The sequence below is a fragment of the Sphaerimonospora cavernae genome (assembly GCF_042435035.1).
Taxonomy (GTDB): domain Bacteria; phylum Actinomycetota; class Actinomycetes; order Streptosporangiales; family Streptosporangiaceae; genus Sphaerimonospora; species Sphaerimonospora cavernae.
On sequence record NZ_JBHMQT010000003.1, the window covers coordinates 231,115 to 247,096 of the forward strand.

The window sequence follows — 15,982 nt, forward strand, 5'->3', positions numbered from 1 at the left end:
GTCCTCCCGCCTATATCTGGTGCCTTCAAGGTCCCTATTGGGACACCAAGGTCCGCTTGGGGGACATTACCCGACGAAGGGCTTTCTACGGCCGAGCAACGCCGTACCGATCCGTACATGTGTCGCGCCGTTTGCGATCGCCTGGTCGAGGTCCCCGCTCATCCCCGCCGAGACGACGTCCGCCCCCGGATGTTCCTTCCGTACGGCCTCCGCGATCTCGTCCAACCGGGCGAACGCCTCCGCCGGGTCCCCGCCCAGCGGGGCCACGGCCATGACGCCCCGTATCCGCAGGCCCTCCGCCGCCGCGACCAGTCCGGCGAGCGCGGGAGCCTCCTCCGGCCGGATCCCGCCACGCCCCGAGACGGGATCCAGCGTGACCTGGACGAGGCAGCCGATCTCGCGTCCGGCCCGAACGGCCTCGCGGCTCAGCGCCTCCACCAGCCGGGGCCGGTCCACGGAGTGGACCATGTCGGCATAGGAGGCGACCGAGCGGACCTTGTTGGTCTGTAACTGACCGATGAAATGCCAGGTGAGGTCGAGATCAGCGCATTCGGCGGCCTTGCCGGCCGCCTCCTGGTCCCGGTTCTCCCCGATGTCGCGGACTCCGAGCGCGTGGAGCAGCCGTACGTCCGAGGCGGGGTAGGTCTTGGTCACCGCGATCAGCGTGATCTCCGACCTGCTCCGGCCGGCGGCCCGGCAGGCCTCCTCGATCCGCCGTTCCACCTCGGTCAGACCCGCCTTGATCTCCTCTTTTCTCACTTGAGGAAATCCGGCACGTCGAGCTCCTCCTCCTGCTCCTCGAACACCACCGGGACTCGGGGACCGGGCCGGTTGACCCGCGAGGTGATCGGGGTCGGCGGCTCGGGCGCGGGCCTCGGGACCGACAGCGGTCCCGTGTTCCCCCCGGAACCCGCGGTCCCGGCGCCTCCGGTGGACGTGGCCGCTCCCGCGGCGGTCCCGGTACCACTCACGGGCGCCTGCTCGACCTGCGGCTCCGGCTTGGACGCCGCAGCGGGCGCGGGTGGCGGAGCGGACGAAGCGGGAGGCGCCGGAGGCTGCGCCGGGGCCGGAGTGGGCGTCGGCGCGGCCGCCAGAGTCGGCCGGGACGCCGGAGCCACCGGCGGGGCGGCCGCGGGGACAGCCGGCGGGGCCGACGACGCCGGACGGGCCTGCTGGGGCCGTGACAGCGGTGTGACGGCCGGCTTGGCCGGGGCCGGCTCGTCGAAGCCGGCGGCGATCACGGTCACCCGCACCTCGTCACCGAGCGCGTCGTCGATCACCGTACCGAAGATGATGTTGGCATCCGACGCGGCGGCGTTGGAGACGAGCTGGGCCGCCTCGTTGATCTCGAAGAGGCCGAGGTCGGAGCCGCCCGCGATGGACAGCAGGACGCCGTGGGCGCCGTCGATGCTGGCCTCCAGCAGCGGGCTGGACACGGCCATCTCGGCCGCCGCGACCGAGCGGTCGTCGCCGCGCGCGTGGCCGATGCCCATCAGTGCCGATCCCGCGCCGGACATGACGGACTTCACGTCGGCGAAGTCGAGGTTGATGAGACCAGGCGTGGTGATCAGGTCGGTGATGCCCTGGACACCGGACAGCAGCACCTGGTCCGCCGCCTTGAAGGCGTCGAGCACGCTGACCTGGCGGTCGGAGATCGACAGCAGCCGGTCGTTCGGGATGACGATCAGCGTGTCCACCTCCTCGCGGAGGGTCTCGATGCCGGCCTCGGCCTGCATGGCCCGGCGCTTGCCCTCGAAGCTGAACGGCCGGGTCACCACTCCTATGGTCAGGGCGCCCAGCGAGCGGGCGATCTGGGCCACGACGGGCGCGCCGCCCGTGCCCGTGCCGCCGCCCTCGCCGGCGGTGACGAACACCATGTCGGCGCCCTTGAGGACCTCCTCGATCTCCTCTCGGTGGTCCTCGGCCGCCTTACGGCCCACCTCGGGGTTGGCGCCGGCGCCCAGGCCCCTGGTGAGCTCCCGTCCGACGTCGAGTTTCACATCGGCGTCACTCATCAGCAGCGCCTGGGCGTCAGTGTTGATGGCGATGAACTCGACGCCCTTGAGTCCCTCCTCGATCATCCGGTTGACGGCGTTGACTCCGCCGCCGCCGATGCCGACGACCTTGATGACCGCGAGGTAGTTCTGCGGTGCTGCCACGACGAGGGGCCTTTCCGCTCGTTTACGTTCCATGCGGGCCACGCCCGCGCTGTCTCAACTCTCACCCTCAAGTTGAGATTTAGAGTTATGTCAACCTGAGGATTGATACGGACAGTAGGGTTGCCCATCCCCCAGGGTCAACTAACCGCGCCGGAAGGTCGCCCGGCGTGTCGCGGGCTGTCCTATTCCCTCCCTTGAAATTTCTCACTTGACCGTCACCACTCGGGGAGTGCTCACATCGAAGAAGGTCCCGGGTCGCTCGAGAGCGGCGGCGAGGGCACGGCCCTTCTCCGCGGCGTGCCCGGCATCGCCCCACAGGACGGTACGGCCGTCGGCGAGGCTCAGCGTGATAGACCGGACGGACGGCACCCGCACCTCGCTCACCCGCACGTCGTCCGGCAGAGCGCCCAGTACGGCGAGCGCGGCACGCATCGCGGGGTCGCCGGGGGCGGGGTGCTGCACCCGCAGCACCGGAAGCCGCGGCGGGGCCACCGCCACCCGTTCGAGGATCACGCCGAAGCGGTCCACGACGGCGGACATCCCCGCCACCGCCGCCCCGTTCTCCGAGGCGCCGATCTCCGAGGCGCCGTTCTCCGGTGCTCCGTTCGTCGAGGGCTCGGTCAGCGGCACGACGGCCACCGGGGTGCGCTCGACCACGCTGATCCGCAGCGTGCCCGGCCACTCCCGCTCCACCCGGGCCGACTCGACCTCGACCACGGCGCGCAACCGGCGCCCCACCTCATCGACGTCAACGTTCGCCAGGGGGGTGCCGGCGGGAACGCCGGCGGCCGCCCGCAGCGTCTCGGCCGGCACGCCCGTGTTACCAATGATCTCCACCTGCCGCACGCCCAGCACCGACGAGGAGAACACCACCCAGGTCGCCGCGCCCACCACGCCGGCCATGAGCAGGGCCGCCAGGGCCGTACGCCGGACGGTCCTGCTTCCCCTCGGGAAGGCCGACGTGAGGAAATTCACTTCGCCGACAGCTCGGCGACGATGCGGGGGCCGAGATCCGTGACGTCTCCCGCACCCATGGTGAGCACGATGTCACCGGGCCGGGCCCGGGCGGCGACCAGTGCGGGAACCGAAGCACGCTCGGGCGCGTAGACCACCCGTTCGGAGGGCAGCGGCACCTTGCCCGCGACGAGCGCTCCGGAGACTCCGGGCTCGGGGTCCTCCCGCGCGCCGTACACGTCGAGCACGACGACCTCGTCGGCGAGCCCCAGCGCCGCGCCGAACTCGGCGGCGAAGAACCTGGTGCGCGAGTAGAGGTGCGGCTGGAAGACCGCGATCACGCGTCCACCATGGAGGGGCCCACCGCGGAGGGGGCCGCCGTCGGAGACCACGTCACGGGCGGCGCGCAGGTCGGCGGTCAACTCGGTCGGGTGATGGGCGTAGCTGTCGTACACGGACACGCCCCCGGCCTCGCCCCTGGCCTCGAACCGCCGCTTCGCCCCGGTGAAGGCGGCCAGCCCCTCCTTGACGTCGTCGAACGGCAGGCCGAGGCGGAGCGCCACGGCGATCACCGCGGTGGCGTTCACGGCGTTGTGCCGTCCCGGCACGGCCAGGCGGACGCCGCCGTGCCCGGCCACGTGGAACTCGACCTCGAGGCCGCGCGGGACGATGTCGACGGTGCGGATGTCCGCCGCCGGGGCCTCGCCATACGTCACGACCTCGAGGCCGCGCGCCCGCGCCAGGGGCGCCAGCGCCGCCGCGCCCGGGTCGTCGGCGCAGACCACCAGGATGGAGCCGACACGTTCGGCGAAGCGGGCGAAGCTCTCGTGCACGGCCTGCGGGTCGCCGTAGTTGTCCAGGTGGTCGGCCTCGACGTTGGTCACGATCGCGACGTCCGGCGTCAGCATGAGGAACGAGCCGTCGCTCTCGTCCGCCTCCGCCACGAACACCTCTCCGGTCCCGTCGTCGGCGCCCAGGCCCGTGGTGACGAGCCGGCCGCCGACGCAGTAGGACGGGTCCTCGCCGCACTTCTGCAGCGCCACGGTGAGCATCGAGCTGGTCGTGGTCTTGCCGTGGGTCCCGGCTACGGCGATGCCGGTCCGGCCCGTCATCACGGCGGCGAGCGCCGCGGCACGCGGGATGATCCGCAGGTTCCGGCGGAGCGCCTCCCCCAGTTCGGGGTTGGAGTCGCGGATCGCGGTCGACACGACGACCGTGTCCACGTCCTTGATGTGGGAGGCGGCGTGGCCGACGTGAATGTCGGCGCCCAGCCCGCGGAGCTCGTCCAGCATGTCGGAGACCCGGGCGTCGCTGCCCGACACCGGAACCCCGCGCTTCAGCAGGATCCGGGCGATGCCCGACATCCCGGCGCCTCCGATGCCGATGAGGTGCACCCGGCCCAGATCGGCCGCCGGTACGGGGTCCACGAGCTTGACGAGACTCATCGGGAAACGATCTCCAGAACCTTGCGTGCGAGCGTCGCGTCGGCGTCCGCGCGGCCCATACGGGACGCGGCCTCGGACATGGCGACCACGCGCTCGGGGTCGTTCAGAATGGGCAGCAGCGTCGCAGTGATCCACTCGGCGGAAAGGTCCGCGTCATCGATCATGATCCCACCGCCCGCCTGCACGATGGGCTGGGCGTTGAGGCGCTGTTCGCCGTTGCCGTGCGGCAGTGGCACGTACGCGGCGGGCAGTCCGACCGCGGTGAGCTCGGCGCAGGTGATCGCCCCGCTGCGGCACAGCACGAGGTCGGCGGCGGCGTAGGCCAGATCCATGCGGTCGATGTACGGCAGGATCACGTACTGCGGGTCGCCTGGCGGGGGCTCCACCTCGACCGTGTTCTTGGGCCCGATCACGTGCAGCACCTGGACGCCCGCGGCCCGCAGCCGAGGTGCGGCCGCCAGGGCGGCCTCGTTGATCGAGCGAGCGCCCTGGGAGCCGCCGAACACGAGCAGCGTCACCCGGTCGGACTCCAGACCGAAGTACGACCTGGCCTTGTCGCCGAGCGACAGCCGGTCCATCCCGGCGATCTGGCGGCGCAACGGGATGCCGATGTACTGCGCGTTCGGCAGCGGCGTGTCCGGATGGCCGGTGAAGACGTGGTCGGTCAGCCGCGCGCCGAGCCGGTTGGCCAGGCCGGGGCGGGGGTTGGCCTCGTGCACGACGATCGGGACGCCGCGCCGCCGTGCGGCGAGATAGGCGGGCGTCGCGACGTAACCGCCGAACCCGACCAGCACGTCCGCCCTCACCTGGTCGAGGATCCCGGCCGCCGTGCTGATCGCCCCGGCGAGCCGGCCGGGCACGGTGAGAAGCTTCGGCGTGAGCGAGCGAGGCAGCGGCACGGCGGGGACCAGGGCCAGCTCGTAGCCGCGCTCGGGCACCAGCCGGGTCTCCAGGCCCCGCTCGGTGCCGAGGCACGTGATCCCGATCGCCGGGTCCTGCTCGCGAAGCGCGTCAGCAAGCGCGAGCGCCGGTTCGATATGGCCGGCCGTCCCCCCGCCGGCGAGGACCACCCTCATGTCACTCCTCTGTTCCGCGTCGTCTCACGCCTCGGGCGGCCACCCAGGCCAAGCCAGCTTAGAGCCCGGGAGGCGGGTCCGGGTCCACGTACGGCCAAGGCCGCCGCCGCGCCCGGCTCCCGTTTGGCGAACGACAACAACATGCCAAGGGCGGCGAGCGTCGGCAACAGCGCGGACCCTCCGTACGACACCAGCGGCAGCGGGATGCCCGTGATCGGCAGAACGCCGATCACGGCGCCGATGTTGACGATCGCCTGCCCGGCGATCCAGGCGACGGTGGCCGCCGAGGACAGCCGGATGAACGGGTCGTTCACTCTGGAGGCGATGCGCAGCCCGGCGTATCCGAGCAGGCCGAACAGCGCGACCACCACAAGGGTGCCCATCAGGCCGAGCTCCTCACCCAGAATCGAGAAGATGAAGTCACTCTCGGCGTGCGGCACGTGGCCCCACTTCTGGCGGCTGGCGCCCAGGCCGAGGCCGAACCAGCCGCCCGATCCGATCGCGATCAGTCCCTGGACGGCCTGGAAACCGGTGTCCTGAGGGTCCGCCCACGGGTTGATGAAGTTCGTCACGCGCTCCAGCCGCCACGGTGTGACGACGATCATCATGGCGGCGGCCAGCGCGAGCAGCCCGAGGACCCCCGCGAACAGGCGCACGGGCGCGCCGACCACCCACAGCAGCGCCAGGAAGATCATCATGAGTACGAGCGTCGTGCCCAGGTCGCGGCCGATCAGCACCAGCACCGCGAGCAGCGCGAGACCGGGCATCAGAGGGATCATCAGGTGCCGCCACTCGATGCGGCCGCCGCGCGCCCGCCGCGCCAGGATGTCCGCTCCCCACAGCACCAGGGCGAGCTTGGCCGGCTCCGACGGCTGGAGCGAGAACGGCCCGATGGAGATCCACCGCTGCGCGCCCAGCACCTCCTGCCCCAGGAAGATCACCATCACCAGGCCGAGGATCGAGACGCCCATCAGCGGATTGCCGGCCAGGCGGAAGAACCGCTGCGGAAGCCGGGAGCAGACCCACATCAGCGGGACGCCGAGCGCCACCGAGGTCGACTGCTTGATGAACCAGTAGAACGGGCTGCCGGTCTCCTGCAGCGCCTCGATGCTGGAAGCGGACAGCACCATCATCAGGCCGAGCGCGAGCAGCAGCGCGCTGCAGCCGAGCACCAGGTAGTACGACACCAGCGGGCGGTTCAGCAGCTCCCGGAGCGCGGCCAGGCGGCCCTCCGCCGGCGGCTCCGTTCCCGCCTCCGCCACGGTCACCGCTGTGCCAGGCGGCGCACGGCGGCGGCGAAGGCCTCCCCACGTGCCCCGTAGCTCGTGAACATGTCCAGCGACGCCCCGGCGGGGGCCAGCAGCACGGTGTCCCCGGGGGAGGCGAGGGCGGCTGCTTCGGTAACGACGCGGTCCATGATGCCAGTTTCCTGTCCGGACACGTCGACCACGGGGACATCCGGCGCGTGTCGCGCGAGCGCCTCGCGCACGCGTTCGCGATCGGCGCCCAGCAGCACCGCCCCGCGCAGGCGTGGGGCGGCCTGCCGTACCAGGTCGTCGACCTCGGCGCCCTTGAGCAGGCCGCCCGCGATCCACACGATCGACCGGTAGGCCGCCAGCGACGCGGCGGCGGCGTGCGGATTGGTGGCCTTGGAGTCGTCCACGTAGTCCACTCCGGCCGCGGTCGCCACGTGGGCGATCCGGTGCGGGTCGGGGACGAACTCCGCCAGCCCGCGCCGTACGGCCTCCGGCGGCACGCCGTACGCCCTGGCGAGGGCGGCGGCGGCCAGCGCGTTGGCGACGTTGTGCGGCGCGAACGGCCGCACGTCGGCCAGGCCGGCCAGCTCGGCGGCCTCGCGAACGGGGTCGGCGGTGAACGCGCGGTCGACCAGGAGGTCCTCCACGACGCCGAGCTGCCCGGGGCGCGGCACGCCGAGCGTGAAGCCCACCCTCCGCCCGTACGGCGCGGCCAGCGCGGCGGACCCCTCGTCGTCGGCGTTGTAGATCACGGTCTGGGCGCCCGTGTAGATCCGCGCCTTGGCCGCCGTGTACTCCTCGAGGGAGCCGTGCCAGTCGATGTGGTCGGGGGCGACGTTCAGCACCGCGGCGGCGAGCGGCGCGAGGCTCTCCGACCAGTGGAGCTGGAAGCTCGACAGCTCGACGGCGAGCACGTCGTACGGCTCGGCCGCCCCCTCTCCGGCCGCCCCCTCTCTGGCCGCCCCCTCTCTGGTCACCGCTGTCACGATCGGGTCGCCGACGTTGCCGACGGCCGCGGCCCGGTGCCCGGCGGCCGTGAGCATCGCGGTGAGCATGCGGACGGCGGTGGTCTTGCCGTTGGTGCCGGTGATCGCCAGCCAGGGGGCCCCGCGCGTCTCGTCGCGCAGCCGCCAGGCCAGCTCCACCTCCCCGATCACCTCGACCCCGGTGCGGCGGGCGGCGGCCGCCAGCGGATGATCGGGACGCCAGCCCGGCGAGACGACGACCAGCGACGCTCCCTCCGGCAGCTCGTCCTGCTCACCGAACCGCACCTCCACGCCGAGCGACGCGAGATCGGCTGCGGCGGCCCGCTGCCGTTCCCCGTCGGCCGACTCCAGGACGACGACGTGCTCGCCGCGGCGGGCCAGCGCCCGCGCCGCGGCCGTGCCGGAGACGCCCAGACCTGCGACGACGACGCTCACTACTTGGGCACCCATTCGAGATAGAACAGGCCGAGACCGCCGCCCACGCACAGCGCGGCGATCAGCCAGAACCGGACGACGATGGTGGTCTCGGCCCATCCGGACAGCTCGAAGTGATGCTGGAGCGGAGCCATCCGGAACACCCGTCTCCTGGTCATCTTGAAGAAGCCGACCTGGATGATCACCGACATCGTGATGATGGCGAACAGGCCGCCCAGGATGACCAGCAGGAGCTGGGTGCGGGTGGTGAAGGCGAGACCGGCGATCACACCGCCCAGCGCCAGCGAGCCGGTGTCCCCCATGAAGATCTTGGCGGGCGGGGCGTTCCACCACAGGAATCCGAGGCAGGCGCCGAGCACCGCCGCCGCGACCACGGCCAGGTCCAGCGGATCTCGCACCCAGTAGCAGTTGGGCCCGAAGCCGACCGTGGTGCAGCTGTTGCGCAGTTGCCAGTTGCCGATCAGCACGTACGCCGCGAGGACCAGGCAGGTGGCGCCCGAGGCCAGGCCGTCGAGGCCGTCGGTCAGGTTCACCGCGTTGGAGAAGCCCACGATGAAGAACAGCACCCAGATCATGAAGCCGACGATGCCGATCGACGGCCCGAAGTCCCGCAGGAAGGACAGCCTCGTCTCGGCCGGGGTGAGGGCGTAGGCGTTGGGGAACCGCAGCACCAGCACCGCGAAGATCGCCCCGACGACGAGCTGCCCGGCGGCCTTGGCCCCGCTGCGCAGCCCCAGGCTCCGCTGCTTGTAGATCTTGATGAAGTCGTCGAGAAAGCCGACCACACCGAGACCGGTCATCAGGAACAGCACCAGCAGCCCCGACGCCGTCGGCGGGTCGACGTTGAGCGACAGCATGGTCGTCAGATGCGCGGTGAAGTAGCCGATCAGCGTCGCGATGACGATCACCGTGCCGCCCATGGTCGGGGTGCCCTTCTTGTCGTAGTGACCTGAGGGCCCCTCCTCCCGGATGTTCTGGCCGTAGCCCCGCCGGGCGAACAGCCGGATCGCGAGCGGCGTGCCGACCATGGAGAGCAGCAGCGAGACCGCCGCCGCGATGAGGATGTTCCTCACCGCGCTTCACCTCCGAGGATCGCCGCTGCGACCCGTTCGAGCCCGGCCGCACGCGGCCCCTTCACCAGTACGACGTCGCCCGGTGCCAGCCGACCGGCCATCTCGGCCCCGGCCGTCGCCGCGTCGGGGACGTGGAGCGTCCCCGGGCCGGGCAGGCCTGCCGCGCCCCGTGCTCCGGAGAGGATGTGCTCGGCCTCCTCCCCCACCACGATCAGACCTTCGAGACCGGCGTCGGCGGCGAGCCGCCCGAACTCCTCGTTCAGCGCCGCGCCGTACTCGCCGAGCTCCCGCATGGCGGCGATCACGGCGAACCGCCGCCTGCCCGCGCCGATCGCGGCCAGGGCGGCGAAGGCCGCCCGGACGGAGTCGGGGCTGGCATTGTAGGAGTCGTTGACCACGGTCACCCCGTCGGCCCGGTCGGTGACCTCCATGCGCCAGCGGCTGCGCGGCTCGGCCAGCGACAGCTCCTCGGCGATCGTCGCCACGGGGAGCCCCATCTCGTAGGCCGCCGCGGCGGCGGCCAGCGCGTTGTCGACCGCGTGCGCGCCGTGCAGCCGCAGCCGCACCGGCGCCGATCCGGTCGGCGTGCGCAGCGTGAACGAGGCGCGGCCACGCCCGTCGAGCGTCTCTCCCTCGGCCCGGACGTGTGCTCGCTGCGACCGCCCGAAGTAGGTCACCCTGGCCCGCGTCCGTTCGGCCATCGCGCTTACGAGGGGGTCGTCGGCGTTCAGCGCGGCCACGCCGTCATCGGGCAGCGCCTCGACCAGCTCGCCCTTGGCCTGCGCGATCGCCTCCCGGCTCCCGAAGACCCCGAGGTGGGCCGCGCCCACGTTGAGCACCACCCCGATCCGGAGCGGGGCGATCCTCGCCAGGTAGGCGATGTGGCCCACGTTGCGCGCGCTGAGCTCGAGGACCAGGAACCGGGTGCTCTCGTCGGCCTTGAGCACGGTCAGCGGGTGGCCGATCTCGTTGTTGTACGACCCTACGGGTGCGATGGTGGGCCCCATCCGGGCGGTGAGGGCGGACAGCAGATCCTTGGTCGTGGTCTTGCCCTGCGATCCGGTCACCCCCACGACTGCGGCGTCCGGGAGCTCGGCCACCACGGCCGCGGCGAGTGCGGCGAGGGCGGCCACCACGTCTCCCACGATCACGGCGGGAGCGTCCACCGGGCGGGACGCGAGCACGGCGACCGCCCCGGTGGCGCAGGCCTGCTGGGCGAAGTCGTGTCCGTCGGCCCGCTCACCTTTGATCGCCACGAACAGCGAGCCCGGCTCGACGGCCCGCGAGTCGATCACGACGGGTCCGCGGACCACGGCGCCGGGGTCGGCCATGCCGTTCAGCGCGCCCGAGGTGATCTCGGCCACCCGGGCCAGCGGCAACGGGATCATGCGTCTTTCCTGCTCTCTCTCCGTGCGATGGCCCGCGCTATGGCCCGCGCTGCCACGTCACGATCGTCGAAGGGGATGACCATGCCTCCGACGTACTGGCCCTGCTCGTGCCCCTTGCCCGCCACAACTACCACATCTCCGGGCGCGGCACCTGAAATCGCCAGGTCGATGGCGGCCTCCCGGTCCGGCTCCATGATCACATGGGCCCGCTCGTCCGGCGGCACCCGCAGCGCCCCCTCCAGCATCGCAGACAAGATCATTAGGGGGTCCTCGCTGCGTGGATTGTCACTGGTGAAGATCGTCACGTCGGCGAGCCGGGCGGCGGCCTCGCCCATCATCGGCCGCTTGCCGCGGTCGCGGTCACCGCCGCACCCGAGCACGATCGTGAGTCGACCGCGCGATCCCGGACCCGAACCCGGCCCTGATCCGAGTACCGCGCGCAGTGAACGCAGGACCGACTCGACCGCCCCCGGCTTGTGGGCGTAGTCGACGATCACCTGGTAGTCCCCGGCGCCCGGCACCCGCTCCATCCGGCCGGGAACACCGCCGAACGTCGCGATGCCGGACATCGCCGTCTGCGGCGGGATCCCCGCCTCCACCAGCGCGACCAGCGCGCCGAGCGTGTTGGAGACGTTGAACGACCCGGGCAGGGTCACGGCGGCGTCCACCTCGACGCCGCCCGGGCCGACCATCCGGAAGGCGCTGCCGTCGGCGCCCAGGCGGACGTCGACGGCCCGCCAGTCGGCCTCCGGCGCTCCGGCGGCGGAGAACGTGGTGATCGGGATCTTGGCCAGACCGGCCAGCTCGCGGCCGTGGACGTCGTCGATGTTCACCACCCCGACGCGGGAGAACTCGGAGGTGAACAGCCGCTTCTTGGCCGCGAAGTAGTCGTCCAGATCGCGGTGGAAGTCCAGGTGATCCTGCGAGAGATTGGTAAATATCGCCACATCGTAGGAGATGCCGTCCACCCGGCCGAGGGCGAGAGCGTGGCTGGAGACCTCCATCGCGGCGGCCGTGACACCCTGCTCGCGCATGAGCGCGAACAACGCCTGCAGATCGGACGCCTCCGGAGTGGTGAGCTCGGGGACGAACCGCAGATCGCCCGCCCGGATCTCCACGCCGCCGACCAGTCCGGTCCGGTGGCCCGCCGCCCGCAGGCCCGCCTCCAGCAGGTAGGTGGTGGTCGACTTGCCGCTCGTGCCGGTGACGCCGATGACGGTCATGCCGTCGGCCGCGCTGCCGTACACCCATCCGGCGACCTGCCCGAGCAGCGCGCGCGGGTCGGGCACCACGAGCACGGGCAGGCCGGTCGCGGCCGCCTGGTCCCGTCCGGCCGGATCGGTCAGGATCGCCGTCGCGCCCGAGGCGAGCGCGTCGGCGGCGAACTCCGCGCCGTGTGAGGACTTCCCGGGCAGCGCCACATAGAGGTCGCCGCGCCGGACCCGGCGGGAGTCGATCGAGATGCCGGTGACCGTCCCCCGGACCACTCTGGCTCCGGGAGAGGGCTCGGCGCCGGCGCCGAGCAGGGCCGTGAGGCCGGACAGCGGGCGGGCCACCGCGGCGGCGGGACGCATCGAGGACGGGGGACGCACGGCGAGAGCGTACCTCCTACCGGTGGGCACGAAGGACGACGTCGGGCGTCTTCGTACCCGTCGGAGGGATCTTCCTGGTCTTCAACGCGAATGTCATGACATTCCTGAATACGGGGGCGGCCACGGTGCCGCCGTAGTGACCTTTCTTCGGATCCTGGATGACGGCGAGAGCCATCAGCCGGGGCTTGTCCGCCGGCGTGAAGCCGACGAACGTCGCCGTATATCCGCAGTATCCCCCGCATTCCTGGTCATATCTCATCGCAGTGCCGGTCTTGCCCGCGACCCGGTAGCCGGGGATCGCCGCCTCCGTTCCCGTACCATCGTGCCCGACGGCGGCCTCCAGCATCAGCGAGATCTCCCGGGCGGTCCGCTCGTTGATCACCCGGGTCCGCTTCGGCGCCGGGGCCGGGACGAACCGTCCGTGCCCGTCGGTGGTACCCGCGACGATCGTGGGGGTGACCCGTACCCCGCCGTTGGCGATCGTCTGGTAGACGCTGGCGATCTGCAGGGCGGTGACCGAGATGCCCTGGCCGTAGGCGATGGTGCAGCGCTGGCTGCCGGACCAGCCCTGCCAGCCGGGCAGCAGGCCCGCCTCCTCGCCCGGGATGCCGACACCGCTTCTGGCGCCGAACCCGAAGGCGCGGAACATGTCATACAGCCGCTGGCTGCTGATCCGCTCCGCGGCCATGATCGTGCCGACGTTGCTCGACTCGGCGATGATCCCGGCGAAGGTGAGCGACTCCGGCGGGTGCGGATGCGCGTCCTTGAGCCGCCTGTCGGCGCACTGGATGCTGTCGGGCACACGGAACACCGTGTCGGACCTGACCGTGCCCGACTCGATCGCCGCCGCCGCGGTGATCACCTTGTTGGTGCTGCCCGGCTCGAACACCTCGGACACGGCCCGGTTGCGCCGGTCCTCCGGCGGGGAGTCCTGCCAGTGGGTGAGATCGACTTCGGGCGCGTTGGCCATGGCCACGATCCGGCCGGTCGGCACATCAATGACGATCACGCTGCCGCTGCGCGCCCGCGACGCCTTCACCTGCTCGGCGATCGCCTCCTGCGCGGCCCACTGGATGTCCCTGTCGATGGTCAGCCGCACGTCGCGGCCGGGCACCGGCTCCTGGCGGGTGCTGCGGGTCATCGGGATGCGCTGTCCCTCCCCGCCCATCTCGAAGCTCTGCTCGCCGTCGCGGCCCGCGAGCACCTTGTTGTAGGCGCTCTCCATGCCCGCCAGGCCGTACCCGTCGACACCGACGAATCCGACTATGCCCCCGGCGAGCCTGCCGCCCGGGTACTCGCGGTAGTAGGTCCGCTTGGCGCCGACCCCCCTGAACCCGAAGCTCATGATCTTCTTGGCGTGCAGCGGATCGACGTCCCGCGCCACCACCGCGTAGCGCGAGGTCGTCTTCGCCAGCTTGGCCGCGATCTCCTCCTTCGAACGGTTCAGCTCCGTGGCGAGGGTGGTGGCGACCAGGTCCCGCTTGGCGGGCTCGACCACCTTCGGGTCGAGGTAGATCTCACGCGCCTCCACGGTCACCGCGAGCTCGTGACCCGCGATGTCGGTGATCGAGCCGCGCCGCGCCGGCAGCTTCTCCGACTGCTCGCGCCGGTCCGCGGCCTTCGCCTGGAGCACTTTGGAGTCCAGGCCCTGGAGTTGCACCAGCCGACCGGCGAGCAGGGACAGCACGAACGCCATCGCGACCAGCCCGGCGTTCAGCCGCCGACTGGGATCGCTGAGCCGCAGCACGGCGGGCGGCCGCGGCGGGGGCGGCGGCGGGGGCGGCGGCGCGGACCGGCGCCGCGGACCGGACGCACGCTGGGCCCCCTGTTGGGCCCCCTGTTGGGCCCCCCGCTGTGCCCCCTGTTGGGCCGCCCGCTGCGCCGACGACCGACCGGACTGCGGCGCCCGCGGCTGTGATTGCGGGGGTTGTGCCGTACGAGGCGGGCCGGGCGGGCGCGGCGGCCTGGGCGGACGACCGTCGACCGGTCCCCCGCCCCCTGGCCGCGGCGGCCGCCTCCTCCCGCCAGGGTTCACCTGGTCCCGTCCGCCGGCCGGGAGGTGATGAACGACGGCGGCGAGTCGTCCCACACCAGGTCGGACGGAGCCCTGCTCTTCAATGCCTCCGGCTGGCTCGCGTCCCGAACCTGCTTCTCCTGGAGCGCCGCCTGCTGGCGCAGCTCGTCGATGCTCGACCGCAGGTCCCTCTCCTTGTAGGTCCCCTGGGCGAGCGTTACGTTGAGCAGCAGCAGAGTGACCAGGCCGCCGCACATCAGACCGATGACGAGCAGCACGAACGGCGCCCGCGGCGCCCGCCGCATCGGTGCGGACGCCCCCGCCGTCGCCGTACGGGTCACCCTGACGGGCCCGACCTCCTGCCTGGACCGCGGGTCGGAACGTGTCTCGGGCTTGGGCTTGGCCTGTGCCCTGGCTTGGGGCTCGACCTGGGTCTTGATCTGAGTCCTGCTCTCGAATCTGCTCTTCGGCCGTGGCTGCTGCGCCGTCCTCATCCCTGGCGGATCCTCTCTGCCGCCCGCAAACGGGCCGAGGCCGCCCGCGGGTTACGGGCCACCTCGTCGTCGTCCGGGAGCTCCGCTCCCCTCGTCAGAAGGCGGAACCGGGGCTGGTGGGCCTCGAGCGGGACCGGAAGCCCGGGGGGGCCGGTGTCCCTGGTTCGCGCCGCGAGGACCTGCTTGGTGAGCCGGTCCTCCAGTGAGTGATAGGCGAGCACGACCACTCGCCCGCCGAGCGCCATCGCGTCGAGGGCCGCGGGCAGGGCGCGCTCCAGGGCGGCCAGTTCCTGGTTGACCTCGATGCGCAGGGCTTGGAACGTTCTCTTGGCGGGGTTTCCCCCCGTCCGTCTCGTGGCGGCGGGGATCGCCGTCCGCACGAGATCGGCAAGTCGTCGGGTCGTCATGATGGGATGTTCGACGCGCTCTTTGGCGACAAAGTTCGCGATCCGTGCCGCGAATCTCTCCTCGCCGTAATCGCGCAGCACGCGGGTGATCTCGGCGACGGAGTAGGTGTTCACCACGTCGGCGGCGGTGAGCTCCTGGTCAGGGTCCATCCGCATGTCGAGGGGGGCGTCATAGGAGTACGCGAACCCACGTTCGGCCTCGTCGAGCTGGGGCGAGGACACCCCCAGATCGAACAGCGCGCCGTCGACGCGGGGTCGTCCGGCCGCCGCCAGCACGGCGGGCAGTTCGTCGGAGACGGCCCGCACGAGGGTGGTCCGCCCGGCATAGGGCGCGAGCCGTACGGTGGACCGCTCGATGGCGGTGGGGTCGCGGTCGATGCCGATCAGATGCAGGGCCGGATGGGCCGCCAGCAGCGCCTCCGCGTGACCGCCGAGGCCGAGGTTGGCGTCGACGACGACCGGGTCCGGCCCGGCCAGCGCGGGAGCGAGCAACTCCAGAACGCGACCGATCATGACCGGAACGTGACCGTCCGGCTGTCCAGAGTCTTGCGACAACGCCCTCCGCCCCCCATATCGTCCGGCCCCTTTATATCGTCCGGCCAGGTCCCCATCCGCATCGCCGGCCCTGACATCTGACACCGGGGAAGGTGCATCAGCTGCCGCCACATGGGAGCGGGTGGAGACCTCGCCGAACGTCACGACG

Annotated in this window: 13 protein-coding genes; all 13 read right to left on the reverse strand. The window is 71.8% G+C overall.

Going from position 1 to position 15,982, the window contains the following annotated elements; translation table 11 throughout:
- Positions 1–66 precede the first annotated feature (66 nt).
- The 13 genes from ACFHYQ_RS01555 to rsmH all read right to left on the reverse strand — a co-directional run bounded on the left by ACFHYQ_RS01555 (position 67) and on the right by rsmH (position 15,834).
- Complete coding sequence (locus ACFHYQ_RS01555; RefSeq protein ID WP_394299226.1) at positions 67–759, reverse strand: YggS family pyridoxal phosphate-dependent enzyme; 693 nt, start codon at positions 757–759, stop codon at positions 67–69.
- Positions 756–2,159 (reverse strand): cell division protein FtsZ, encoded by a 1,404-nt coding sequence (gene ftsZ, locus ACFHYQ_RS01560; protein ID WP_394299227.1) that lies wholly within the window; start codon positions 2,157–2,159, stop codon positions 756–758. The genes ACFHYQ_RS01555 and ftsZ overlap by 4 nt, the downstream gene beginning before the upstream one ends.
- A 204-nt stretch (positions 2,160–2,363) precedes the next feature.
- Positions 2,364–3,134 carry a cell division protein FtsQ/DivIB gene (locus ACFHYQ_RS01565; RefSeq protein WP_394299228.1) on the reverse strand — a complete coding sequence of 257 codons (771 nt, stop codon included), beginning with the start codon at positions 3,132–3,134 and terminating at the stop codon, positions 2,364–2,366.
- Positions 3,131–4,558 (reverse strand): UDP-N-acetylmuramate--L-alanine ligase, encoded by a 1,428-nt coding sequence (murC, locus tag ACFHYQ_RS01570; protein WP_394299229.1) that lies wholly within the window; start codon positions 4,556–4,558, stop codon positions 3,131–3,133. Before murC ends, ACFHYQ_RS01565 begins: the two co-directional genes overlap by 4 nt.
- Positions 4,555–5,634, reverse strand: coding sequence for an undecaprenyldiphospho-muramoylpentapeptide beta-N-acetylglucosaminyltransferase (murG, locus tag ACFHYQ_RS01575; protein ID WP_394299230.1), 1,080 nt, complete (start codon positions 5,632–5,634; stop codon positions 4,555–4,557). The genes murC and murG overlap by 4 nt, the downstream gene beginning before the upstream one ends.
- On the reverse strand, positions 5,631–6,896 hold the full coding sequence (gene ftsW, locus ACFHYQ_RS01580; protein ID WP_394299231.1) for a putative lipid II flippase FtsW: 1,266 nt from the start codon (positions 6,894–6,896) through the stop codon (positions 5,631–5,633). Before ftsW ends, murG begins: the two co-directional genes overlap by 4 nt.
- 2 nt (positions 6,897–6,898) lie before the next feature.
- Entirely contained in the window at positions 6,899–8,326 is a 1,428-nt protein-coding gene (gene murD, locus ACFHYQ_RS01585; RefSeq protein WP_394299232.1) for a UDP-N-acetylmuramoyl-L-alanine--D-glutamate ligase, read from the reverse strand.
- On the reverse strand, positions 8,311–9,384 hold the full coding sequence (gene mraY, locus ACFHYQ_RS01590) for a phospho-N-acetylmuramoyl-pentapeptide-transferase (protein ID WP_394299233.1): 1,074 nt from the start codon (positions 9,382–9,384) through the stop codon (positions 8,311–8,313). Before mraY ends, murD begins: the two co-directional genes overlap by 16 nt.
- Positions 9,381–10,772 carry a UDP-N-acetylmuramoyl-tripeptide--D-alanyl-D-alanine ligase gene (locus ACFHYQ_RS01595; protein WP_394299234.1) on the reverse strand — a complete coding sequence of 464 codons (1,392 nt, stop codon included), beginning with the start codon at positions 10,770–10,772 and terminating at the stop codon, positions 9,381–9,383. Before ACFHYQ_RS01595 ends, mraY begins: the two co-directional genes overlap by 4 nt.
- Complete coding sequence (locus ACFHYQ_RS01600; RefSeq protein ID WP_394299629.1) at positions 10,769–12,346, reverse strand: UDP-N-acetylmuramoyl-L-alanyl-D-glutamate--2,6-diaminopimelate ligase; 1,578 nt, start codon at positions 12,344–12,346, stop codon at positions 10,769–10,771. The genes ACFHYQ_RS01595 and ACFHYQ_RS01600 overlap by 4 nt, the downstream gene beginning before the upstream one ends.
- 34 nt (positions 12,347–12,380) lie before the next feature.
- A complete protein-coding gene (locus ACFHYQ_RS01605) occupies positions 12,381–14,111 on the reverse strand; it encodes a peptidoglycan D,D-transpeptidase FtsI family protein (protein ID WP_394299235.1) in 1,731 nt (576 codons plus the stop codon).
- A gap of 284 nt (positions 14,112–14,395) precedes the next feature.
- Positions 14,396–14,872, reverse strand: coding sequence for a cell division protein FtsL (ftsL, locus tag ACFHYQ_RS01610; RefSeq protein WP_394299236.1), 477 nt, complete (start codon positions 14,870–14,872; stop codon positions 14,396–14,398).
- The gene (gene rsmH / locus ACFHYQ_RS01615) at positions 14,869–15,834 is read right to left on the reverse strand and encodes a 16S rRNA (cytosine(1402)-N(4))-methyltransferase RsmH (protein WP_394299237.1); all 966 of its coding nucleotides are present in this window, start codon (positions 15,832–15,834) and stop codon (positions 14,869–14,871) included. Before rsmH ends, ftsL begins: the two co-directional genes overlap by 4 nt.
- Positions 15,835–15,982: the final 148 nt, after the last annotated feature.

Bases quoted from the DNA above. Each gene is read 5' to 3' on its own strand.
- murC (WP_394299229.1), bottom strand. From the start codon at position 4,558: ATGAGTCTCGTCAAGCTCGTGGACCCCGTACCGGCGGCCGATCTGGGC.
- murG (WP_394299230.1), bottom strand. From the start codon at position 5,634: ATGAGGGTGGTCCTCGCCGGCGGGGGGACGGCCGGCCATATCGAACCG.
- murD (WP_394299232.1), bottom strand. From the start codon at position 8,326: ATGGGTGCCCAAGTAGTGAGCGTCGTCGTCGCAGGTCTGGGCGTCTCC.
- ACFHYQ_RS01595 (WP_394299234.1), bottom strand. From the start codon at position 10,772: ATGATCCCGTTGCCGCTGGCCCGGGTGGCCGAGATCACCTCGGGCGCG.
- ACFHYQ_RS01600 (WP_394299629.1), bottom strand. From the start codon at position 12,346: ATGCGTCCCGCCGCCGCGGTGGCCCGCCCGCTGTCCGGCCTCACGGCC.
- ftsL (WP_394299236.1), bottom strand. From the start codon at position 14,872: ATGAGGACGGCGCAGCAGCCACGGCCGAAGAGCAGATTCGAGAGCAGG.